The organism is Allobosea sp. 05T422_2 (assembly GCF_056396265.1).
This window is the reverse complement of record NZ_JBFTLD010000261.1, coordinates 1-9,472: the sequence shown is the minus strand read 5'-3', so window position 1 is coordinate 9,472 and position 9,472 is coordinate 1. Positions and strand designations below refer to the sequence as shown.

Below are 9,472 nucleotides of genomic sequence, written 5' to 3'. Positions count from 1 at the left end.
GCCCAGCAGCGACAGGAGGCGCAAGGCGTAGTCGGGCAGCCGGCCGCGTCGGACGGCGGCCCAGACACCCGCGGGCACGCCGAGCAGGCAGCCCAGCATGAGCGAGGCGATGGTGAGCTCGATCGTATAGGGCAGCACGGCCAGGATTTCCTCCATGACCGGCCGGCCGGAGGACATCGAATTGCCGAGATTGCCCTGCGCCGCCTGAAGGAGAAAATCGCCGTATTGCGCGAGAAGCGGCTTGTCGAGGCCGAGCTTCTCGCGCAGCGCCTGCGCGCTGGCGGGGCTCGCCTGATCGCCGAGGATCACCATGACGGGATCTCCGGGAAGCACGCGCACGATCAGGAAGACGACGGTCAGAACGTTGAAGACCGTTACGAAGGCAAAGCCAAGGCGCTTTAGCGCAAATGAAAGCATCCAGCCCCCCGGACGGCCTGCTGCAAGGCCCTGAAGCGGTTGAGCCGGCGCGTAGAACTCTCCAGGTTCGCGCGGCGCCGAGCCCAGCCAACGGAAAGCTAGGCCACCGCCTCAATCGCTGTCAATGTATTCCGTTATTTGGCACAAAGAACTTATTGAAATTCCGATATTAGGAATTACATTTTGGCTATGAAGCAATCCGAGTCGTCCCTCAATGCCGAGCGAGCGCTCGACATCATCCTCATTCTCGCCCAAGCAGGGCCTGAAGGCCTGAGCCTTGCCGAAATCTCCGAGCACGCAGGCAGCGCGAAATCGGCGACGCATCGCACGCTCACCGCGCTCCTGCGAAAAGGCTTTGCTGAACCCGGGAGCCGCTATGGTCATTACCGCTCCGGACCAGCGGTCGAGACACTGGCGCGCCGGCAGACGCGGCTGGAGCCGCAGATCGACAATATGCGGCCCGGGATGACCGAATTTGTGCGCCGCACCGGTTTCACCGTCTATCTGATGATGCAATCCGGCGTGGATGCAGTCTGTGCCGAGATGATCAGCCGCTTCGAGCGGCACCAGTTTTCGATGGGGGTCGGCGCGCGCGTACCCATGGGTGTGGGTGCGGGTAGCTTGGCGGTGCTTGCGCTGCTGGACGATGCGGCTTCCGACCAGATCATCGCCTGGAACGAGGAGCGCTACATCAAGCATCCTTCGGAGCGTCCGGTGGATGCGTCCGTCGTTCGCTCGCAGGTGACCGCGGCTCGGCAGCGCGGCTATGCCATCAATATGGGGTATTATTTCTTGGGCCAGGGCGGGCTGGGCCTACCCTTCGCCGGGCGCTATCCGCATGAAGCCAACATGGCAGTGTCCTTCAGCGTACCGCTGGAGCTGATGACCGAGCAGTGGATGAAGGAGCATATCAACGAGCTCGCCAGCTGCATGGGCACGACGATCAAACCCCTGCGCCCGGTGTAGCGGTCAACGTCATCGGTCGCGCCGGGCAGTCCTTCATATGCGGTGACATCAAGGAACAGGGAGCGAAGTTTAGTCGCGCTGCGTGTGCTCACCGAATCGGCGGATGGTCATGTTCTCGATCTTCCGCTGGCGCAGCGGGCTGACAGCAGGCTCGGTCATGGAAGCCTCCAAGTACCAGGGGGAACGACCGCCAAATCCTCGGATGCAGCGCTTCAAACCGAGAAATCTCAGCACCGACGATGACGCAGCGCCCTACCGCGAGAGCGGTTTAGTCCAATGGTGCGCTCCAGACCCACCGAGAGAAAGCTGCAGAACCATCGGACACGCAACGGAGAGCGCGCGTCTTCTCACGAGAACGTGCGACATTTACCGCGAGGACAATGCCGCCAATGGCGAAGGCCTAAAGGATAGCTAACGGCCACTGGCTAACACCGGATGGTTCATGAACCAAGACGCCCGACAGCGGACGCTGTCAAAGTCCGGAATTGGCCAGAACCGCCCTCCCGCCTCGGGGCGGAACGCGCCAATAGCCGACTCTGGCCCATCGCCCGGAAGCGGACATACCCGATTGATCTGCTCAAGGCCCGCTCTCGACCCAAGTAAGACGTTCGCGGCAAACCGCCAAACGGTGAAGGATGGCCCTTAGCCGACATCTGGAACGTCCGTTTCCCGGCGCTCCAGGGCGGAACGCGGGGTGGAACCGTTGCTGGTGCAAAACTCGCCAGCCCCCCACCTCAAGTGGCCTGAAGAAATGCGACGACGTCGTCGAGAACCGGCGCTTGCCATTGCAGAATCCGAGACAGCGCTATGGCTGCGCCGGCATGGCCGAGGCCCTGATAAATCTTAAGCGACACCGATCGCGCGCCCGCTTTTCGGAGCGCTAGCGCAAGGCGCTCGCTGTTGCGCGGAAGCACCGTCGTGTCCTCCGATCCCGTGGCGAGAAAGACCGGCGGTGCGTCGCGCCTAGTAAAGTTGATAGGCTGAGTCTGGGCGGGGTCGCGCGCGTTCCCAAACGCTTCCTTCGTCACGTCGATATCGAACGGGAGAAAGTCGTAGGGCCCGGAGAGGCCKACAATGGACMGCATATCGCCGGCGCGTAGTCCCACGGCGGCAAGATAACGCTTGTCCAGCGTCAGCATCATCGCGTTGTAGGCGCCTGCCGAATGCCCCATCAGGTGGATCGCCCCCGGGGCGCCGCCGAAGTGTGCGATGTTGTCTCGCACGAAACGCAGCGCCTGCGCGCCGTCTTCGATGAAGACCGGAAAGCGGACCTCCGGGACCAAGCGGTAATCCGCGATCACCGTGACAAAGCCGCGAGCCGAAAGCGCGTCCCCCACGAAGGAGTAGGTTTCCTTGGCCCCGTTGGCCCAGGACCCGCCATAGATGAAGAACACCACCGGCTTCGGCGCTCTCCCGCCACCGGAAGGCACGTAGATATCCATGCGCTGCCGGGGATGCGGGCCATAGGCCACATCACGCGCGCCTTCGGTCAGGGCGCCGGGGCGCAGGGCTGCGCAGGGCTGCGCAGGCAGGCAAGGCAAGTCCGGCAAGCAGCGGCAAGATGGTGCGTCGGATAATCCGGATCGTCATGGTCGCCTGGGGCCGAGGAGATAACGCCTATTATACGCTCCGCCCCCGGAACGGATTTCCATGGCGATAGGCGAGGATCGCAAGCGGAACTGAACCAAGCCATCCCGCTCGGCGTATCTCCCGCAAGACCAGGGAGATTGCCATGCGCTTCGTTGCCGGTTACGTCGCCTTCCTCATCGCCTTCGGCATATGCGACGCCATCTGGCTGGGCACGATGACAACGAGGCTCTACCGGCCTGCGCTCGGCGATCTGATCGTCGAGCAGGTGCGCTATTGGCCGGCGGCGCTGTTCTATTTCGGTTTTCCGCTAGGGGTCGTGGATTTCGCGCTGATGCCCGCGCTGCGTGACGGCAGCGCGAGCGCCGCCTTGCTCAATGGCGCGCTCATCGGCCTGCTGGCCTATGCGACCTACGACCTGACGAACTACGCTACGCTGCGGCCCTGGACGCTGACGATCACGCTCGTCGACCTCGTCTATGGCACGGTCGTCGTCGGCCTGTGCACATGGGTCGCCTTTATCGTGGTCCGGCGCCTTGTTGGCTGGGGCTGGGTCTAGTCCCCGCCCGGCCAATCGGTCAGGCCGCCCTCAACCTGTAGTGATGGACGCCCCAGGCGTCGCCGCCGGCATGGCCGAACAGTCCGCTCGTCGCCAGGAAGAACAGCCGCCAGCGCCGGCGCCAGAGCGGCGCATCCTCGCCATAGGTCTGGCGCAGGATCGGATCGATCTTCGCGAGATTGCGATCGAAATTCGCCAGCCAGTCCTCGGCTGTGGCGCGGTAGTGCTCGCCGCTCCAGCGCCACTCGGCCTCCACGGTAAAGAGATCGGGGAATTGGTGCGCGAGCGTCGCGCTCGGCATTAGGCCGCCGGTGAAAAAATGCTGCGCGATCCAGTCGCCCGTATCGGCGGTGTCGAAACGGTAGCAGCCCTGCCGGTGGGCAAAGACGTGGATGAAGAGCCGACCGTCAGGCTTCAGCCAGCCACGAACGCGCCCGAGCAGTTCGCGCCAGTTCGCCATGTGCTCGAACATTTCGACGGAGACGACGCGATCGAAACGCTTCTCCGTCTCGAACTCGTTCATGTCGGCGGTGACGACGCGGAGATTGCCGAGATGGCGGCGCTGCGCCTGCTCTTCGATATAGGCGCGTTGCGAAGCCGAGTTGGAGACCGATACGATCCGCGCCTGCGGATAGCGCTCCGCCATCCCCAGCGACAGCGAGCCCCAGCCGCAGCCGAGTTCGAGGATATCCTGGCCATCGGCCAGGCTGGCATGTTCCGCGGTCAGTTCCAGCGCTTTCTCTTCTGCTGCGGCCAACGTATCGCCGGGATCGGCATAGTAGCAGCAGGAATACTTGCGCCGCGGACCGAGCACCTGATCGAAGAAGGCGGCCGGCACCTCGTAGTGCTGCGCGTTGGCGGCATCGGTATGAACGGCGATCGGAAAGTCCGCCATGCCACGGGCGAAGGCTGCGGCATCGGCCGACTGCGCCGCCAGCGCGCGCGCCGTGCGCCCGACCAGCGACCCGATCACCATGCGGCTGACGGCATCGGGAACGGGCAGCCCTTCGCCCCAGGTCGAAAGCTTCTGCATGATCGTCATCACGTCGCTCCTTTCGGCGGCAGCGGGATCAGGGCTCTGGTTCGATGCTGGTATGCGCGATAGGCCTCGCCGTGCTTGGCGAGCATGTGCTCTTCCAGGGGCGGTATGCCGGAGATGCGGGTGAGCAGGAGCGTGATGCAGGCCGGCGCCAGCAAGGCGAGCCAGCCCCAGGGGTAGCCGGTCGCGAGCGCGATCACGGGATAGGAGCACCAGAGCAGGCACTCGAAGAAGTAGTTGGGATGCCGCGACCAGCGCCACAGGCCAGAGTCGCAGACGCCGCCCGCTCCCGAGCGCGCGAAGGCCCGCAATTGCGCATCGGCAATGGCGCCTCCTACAAGGCCGGCGGCGAACACGGCGACACCAGCAAAATCTCGCCAGCCCAGCGCTGGCGCGGGGCTATGTGCCGCGAGGAGGATCCCCAATCCCAGGGGAATGCTGACCAGCGCCTGCATCTGCAGCAGCCGGGCCAGTTGTTGTGGTGCGGCGCTGCCCCAGTCCCGCTTCAGCTTGGCATAGCGGGGATCTTCGGTGATGCCGRCCGTCCGTCGCGCGATGTGCAGGCCGAGCCGAAGCGCCCAGGCCAATGCGAGCCCCCCCACGGCGCAGCGTCGTGACATTGGCCCCGCCCCGAAAGGCAGCAAAGCGCCGGCGATACCCGTCAGGCCCAGCCCGAAAGTCCAGACCACGTCAATCCAGCCGGAATTGCCGGTGCGGCGCTCGACCAGTGTAGCCAAGGCCATGAAGGCCGACATGGCCACGGCCACGAAGACCAGAGCTGCTGCGAAGGACGCGATCGTCAAAACCGCACCAGCGGTTGCAGCAGCTGGCCGAGCCATCCCTGCAACTGCACGCTCCCGGTCATCGCGACGATGCAGGTGCAGCCCTCGACGGGATCGACCCGCGGCGTATGGTCATGCTCGGCATCGGCCTCGTCGAAATCGCCGGCTGCGTAGCGCCCATATTCATGCTCATAGGCGCCAGCGAGAATCGTGGTCCATTCGAACCCGGTATGCTTGTGGTGCGGCAGGGAGATTCCGGGCCCGGCGCGCAGCATGAAGACGCGCGCTTCTGCTCCGGGAACCTCGACGCGTCGCATGGCGATGCGGATGCCGATCGGGCGCCAGGGACCGAGGCCATAGGGACGCAGCACCTTGGGCATCCCGGCTTCGGACATCGGGGCGGCCGCAACCGACGCTGCCTCGGGTCGTGCCGCAATGGCCGCAGGACTTGGGCCGGAACCCATTGCGACTGGCTCGACTGCATCCAGCAGCGCGCCTTGTACGGCCTGGATCTCGCGCAGGCGCCGCCGGCTCTCCTGGTTTGCCTCGATATGGCAGGCGACGACGACCGCCAGGCCTTCGTCGAGCTGTCCCGCTGCGAAGGCGGCAAGCGTCTCGTCGGACGGGCGATGCAAGATGCTCATCGCAGATCCTCCAGCCGGCCGCGCAGGTGCGACAGTGCCAGGCGCAAGCGGGATTTCACCGTGCCCAGCGGGATGGCGAGGCGATTGGCGACATCCTGATGACTGAAGCCTTCTATGAAGGCGAGTTCGACGACGCGGTACTGGTCGGGTGAAAGCTGGGTCATCGCGGCCCGCACGCGCGCATCGCGTTCGGCGCCGGAGAGCATCGCATCGGGTTGTTCTGGGGCTTCTTCATCCAAGATCTCGTAAACTTGCGACAGCCGCGAACGGGTCTCACGGCGGGCGATGTCGATGCGCAGGTTGCGCGCGATCGTTGCGATCCAGGTCGAGGCGCTGGCCTTCGCCGGATCGAACAGGGCTGCCTTGCGCCAGACGGCCAAGAGCGTTTCCTGCGCGACCTCCTCTGCTAGCTCGGCAGGGGCGCCGCCGCGCATCAGCAATCCCTTCACGCGTGGCGCGAAATGGTCGAACAGCGCAGAAAAGGCCGCCCGGTCGCCCGAGCGAGCAATGGCGGCAATCAGACTGTTGGGGTCGAACAAGACGATAAACCGACCTCCTTGCGCGACAGCTCCCGCGTTGCGCATGCCGTCGACGGTCAGGGCGAGTGCGGGAACCATATACGAGATACGCGGCCGGCTCCGCACTGGATCACCGGGACGAGATCGGGCGTCATCACTCCACGGCCTTCCAGTTCACGTCACGGCAGATCAGGCGCCCGACGATGCAGCCGCGCGTGGTCAGCGCACTCGGTGTCGCCGTGATTGTCATCGAGTAGGTCCAGTCGCGCTTGGGGTCGTAGGCGTTGCCGGAGAAGGTCCCGTCGGGCTGGCGGGCCAKCGTCATGACGAGCTTGTCGCCGGCCGCCTCGCCCTTGCTGGGGTCGCCGATCCAGAGATTGGTGGCGCAGATCTTGTCGCCGCAGGGCGCGATCCGCACGCGTGCATTGCCGTCGTCGCGCAACCATGTCCCGTCGAGATCGCTTGCGGCAACGCTGTGGGCAGAAAAAGCGACGAGGGCGAGGACAAGCGGAAGGCGCGTCATGATGAGGTTCTTTCGGCGAATGCGTCTCGTCTACGCTCCGTGGGTGTCGCTGGTTTCATCGGCGCGCGAATTTGTCGAGACGCCCGACGAACAGCCATCCGATCAGGGCGGTCAGGGATGCAGCGCTCAGAAAATTCAGGCGCTGCAAGGCTGCGTATTCGTCGGGCCCGTACAGATGTGTCGGCGCCCCCAGGAAGGCGGCCGGCAGCAAATAGGCGACGAAGGCMAGCCCCGCGAAGCCGAGAGCGAAGAGGCGCTCCGCGCGGCGAAACAGCATCAGCGACAGCATGAGGCAAGGAAACAGGATGACCTCGACCCCTGAGCCCGGACCAAAGGCGGCCMGGCAGAGCAACGTATTGCCGATGCCGGCGGCGAGAAGCAGCGATCGCCCGAGCAAGGCACTGCGCCGCATGGCAGCTGGCACCGCCACGAAGAAGGGCGTCGAGAGGAAGGTGGCATAGGAAGGCGCAATGACCGGTGAGACAGCCCAATCCAGATAGAGCGGATAGAATGGCTGGTTGGAGACGATCACGAGCGCGACGGTATTGGCGATCGCGGCCCGCGGATCGGGATGCGCTGCGTAGGCGCTGATCGAAGTAACCACCCGCTTCATTCGGCTCATTAGCATCGTCGCCCTCGCGGAAAGTCTCGGTCTTTCTTCGATTACGCAGGAGGTGCGTTGACGGGTCACTCGGCCGGCGCGTTTTTGCGCGCGCGGCGGCAAATCMAGTCCGGCCCGTGCCGCGTATACCCGTCATGAGCAATGAAGCAGCGACGATGGAACGGGCACAGGGCAAGGCGATGCGGATCGCCGTGATCGGTGCCGGCATCTCCGGTCTCTCGGCGGCCTGGCTGCTGGGGCAGGCGCATGACGTGGTGTTGTTCGAGGCCGCGCCTCGCCTTGGCGGCCACGCCAACACGGTTCGCGTTGCGGGTGCCGGCGGCAAGACGGCGGTCGATACCGGTTTCATCGTCTACAACGAGGCGACCTATCCGAACTTCATCGCGCTGATGGACCATTTGCGCGTCGCCACGCAGCCGACCGAGATGTCCTTCGCCGTGTCGCTCGATGGTGGGCGGCTTGAATATAGTGGCACCAGCGTCGCAGGACTGTTCGCCCAGCGCAGCAATCTCGTGCGCCCGCGCTTCTGGGCCATGCTGCAGGACATTACCCGCTTCTACCGGAACGCATCGAGGGACGCGCTGGCGGGGCGCGCGGCTGATATCTCGCTCGGCGACTATCTTGCAGCCGGTGGGTACAGCGCCKCTTTCCGGGACGATCATCTCCTGCCGATGGCGGCGGCGATCTGGTCGGCTCCCTGCTGGGAGATCCTGTCCTATCCGGCCGCCGCCTTCCTGCGCTTCCATCACAATCACGGGCTGCTCCAACTCAGCGACCGGCCGGTCTGGCGCACCATCACAGGCGGCAGCAGCGTCTATGTGCAGAAACTGCGGGCAGCCTTTTCGGGCGAAGTCCGGGCCGGATCGCCGGTCAGGCAGGTCCTGCGCCAAGCCAACGATGTCGTCCTGACGGGCGAAGGGTGGGCAGAAACCTTCGACCATGTCGTCTTTGCCTGTCATGCCGATCAGACGCTCGCCATGCTCGCCGATCCCAGCCCGACTGAAGCCAAGGCGCTGGGCGCCTTCCGCTACAGCCGCAACCGCGCCGTGCTGCATGGTGATGAAACACTGATGCCGAAGCGCCGCCGCGCCTGGGCAAGCTGGAACCATATCGGTCATCGCGCGCAGCCGGATTCTGCCTGCGCGGTCACCTACTGGATGAACAGGCTCCAGCGCCTGCCGGAGGTTCAGCCCTTCTTCGTCACGCTCAATCCGCCGGATACGCTGCGCGAAGAGACCATCCTCCACGAGGAGAGCTACGAACACCCGCTGTTCGACGCGGCGGCGCTCGACGCGCAGGAACGGCTCTGGTCTTTGCAAGGCATGCGCCGAAGCTGGTTCTGCGGCGCCTATTTCGGATCGGGCTTCCACGAGGATGGTCTGCAGGCGGGGCTTGCCGTCGCCGAGGCGCTCGGCGGCGTCCGCCGGCCATGGAGCGTCCGCAACGAATCCGGCCGCATTCCGATCCTGCCGCGGTTGGAGCAGGCCGCATGACCTTGCAATCCGCCCTCTATGTCGGCCGTGTCAGGCATCATCGGTTCCGGCCGCGCCCGCATGCGCTGGCCAATCGCGTGTTCTGGATGCTGCTCGATCTCGACGAGATCGATCGGCTGTCGGCGAAGCTCAGCTTCTTCTCGCGCAACCGCTTCAATCTCTATGCCTTTCGCGACGCGGATTACGGGGATCGCAGCGGGCGGCCTCTGCGGCCCCAGATCGAGGAAACCCTGACCAAAGCCGGGATCGCGCATGACGGCGGCCCGATCCGCCTGCTGACCATGCCGCGCATCCTCGGCTACGCGTTCAATCCGCTCAGCAC

Annotated in this window: 12 protein-coding genes; 4 read left to right on the top strand and 8 right to left on the bottom strand. The window is 64.9% G+C overall.

Annotated elements, in window-relative coordinates:
* Positions 1 to 417: ABC transporter permease (locus tag AC1DJT_RS29970; RefSeq protein WP_476835475.1), on the bottom strand; the 417-nt coding region annotated here is incomplete at its 3' end.
* A 189-nt stretch (positions 418 to 606) separates the two neighbouring features.
* Between AC1DJT_RS29970 and AC1DJT_RS29965 the strand changes: the two genes are divergently transcribed.
* Complete coding sequence (locus AC1DJT_RS29965) at positions 607 to 1,383, top strand: IclR family transcriptional regulator (protein WP_476767987.1); 777 nt, start codon at positions 607 to 609, stop codon at positions 1,381 to 1,383.
* Between the two features lie 734 nt (positions 1,384 to 2,117).
* Here the strand turns inward: AC1DJT_RS29965 and AC1DJT_RS29960 are convergent.
* Complete coding sequence (locus AC1DJT_RS29960; protein WP_476835474.1) at positions 2,118 to 2,825, bottom strand: alpha/beta hydrolase; 708 nt, start codon at positions 2,823 to 2,825, stop codon at positions 2,118 to 2,120.
* Positions 2,826 to 3,115: 290 nt separating this feature from the next.
* Here AC1DJT_RS29960 and AC1DJT_RS29955 point away from each other — a divergent pair, with 290 nt between their 5' ends.
* Positions 3,116 to 3,529 carry a DUF2177 family protein gene (locus AC1DJT_RS29955; protein ID WP_476767989.1) on the top strand — a complete coding sequence of 138 codons (414 nt, stop codon included), beginning with the start codon at positions 3,116 to 3,118 and terminating at the stop codon, positions 3,527 to 3,529.
* Between the two features lie 19 nt (positions 3,530 to 3,548).
* Here the strand turns inward: AC1DJT_RS29955 and AC1DJT_RS29950 are convergent, their stop codons facing one another.
* The 6 genes from AC1DJT_RS29950 to AC1DJT_RS29925 form a co-directional block, all read right to left on the bottom strand.
* Entirely contained in the window at positions 3,549 to 4,571 is a 1,023-nt protein-coding gene (locus tag AC1DJT_RS29950; protein WP_476767990.1) for an SAM-dependent methyltransferase, read from the bottom strand.
* Positions 4,571 to 5,407, bottom strand: coding sequence for a DUF1295 domain-containing protein (locus tag AC1DJT_RS29945; RefSeq protein ID WP_476835473.1), 837 nt, complete (start codon positions 5,405 to 5,407; stop codon positions 4,571 to 4,573). Before AC1DJT_RS29945 ends, AC1DJT_RS29950 begins: the two co-directional genes overlap by 1 nt.
* On the bottom strand, positions 5,368 to 5,994 hold the full coding sequence (locus AC1DJT_RS29940) for a ChrR family anti-sigma-E factor (RefSeq protein ID WP_476835472.1): 627 nt from the start codon (positions 5,992 to 5,994) through the stop codon (positions 5,368 to 5,370). The genes AC1DJT_RS29945 and AC1DJT_RS29940 overlap by 40 nt, the downstream gene beginning before the upstream one ends.
* On the bottom strand, positions 5,991 to 6,578 hold the full coding sequence (locus tag AC1DJT_RS29935) for a sigma-70 family RNA polymerase sigma factor (protein WP_476768014.1): 588 nt from the start codon (positions 6,576 to 6,578) through the stop codon (positions 5,991 to 5,993). The genes AC1DJT_RS29940 and AC1DJT_RS29935 overlap by 4 nt, the downstream gene beginning before the upstream one ends.
* A gap of 88 nt (positions 6,579 to 6,666) precedes the next feature.
* Positions 6,667 to 7,035 carry a DUF2147 domain-containing protein gene (locus tag AC1DJT_RS29930; RefSeq protein WP_476835471.1) on the bottom strand — a complete coding sequence of 123 codons (369 nt, stop codon included), beginning with the start codon at positions 7,033 to 7,035 and terminating at the stop codon, positions 6,667 to 6,669.
* A gap of 55 nt (positions 7,036 to 7,090) precedes the next feature.
* Positions 7,091 to 7,657 (bottom strand): hypothetical protein, encoded by a 567-nt coding sequence (locus AC1DJT_RS29925; protein ID WP_476835470.1) that lies wholly within the window; start codon positions 7,655 to 7,657, stop codon positions 7,091 to 7,093.
* A 134-nt stretch (positions 7,658 to 7,791) separates the two neighbouring features.
* Between AC1DJT_RS29925 and AC1DJT_RS29920 the strand changes: the two genes are divergently transcribed.
* Both AC1DJT_RS29920 and AC1DJT_RS29915 read left to right on the top strand, forming a co-directional pair.
* Positions 7,792 to 9,150, top strand: a complete 1,359-nt coding sequence (locus tag AC1DJT_RS29920; protein WP_476835469.1) for an NAD(P)/FAD-dependent oxidoreductase — start codon at positions 7,792 to 7,794, stop codon at positions 9,148 to 9,150.
* Positions 9,147 to 9,472: DUF1365 family protein (locus AC1DJT_RS29915; protein WP_476835468.1), on the top strand; the 326-nt coding region annotated here is incomplete at its 3' end. The genes AC1DJT_RS29920 and AC1DJT_RS29915, both read left to right, overlap by 4 nt.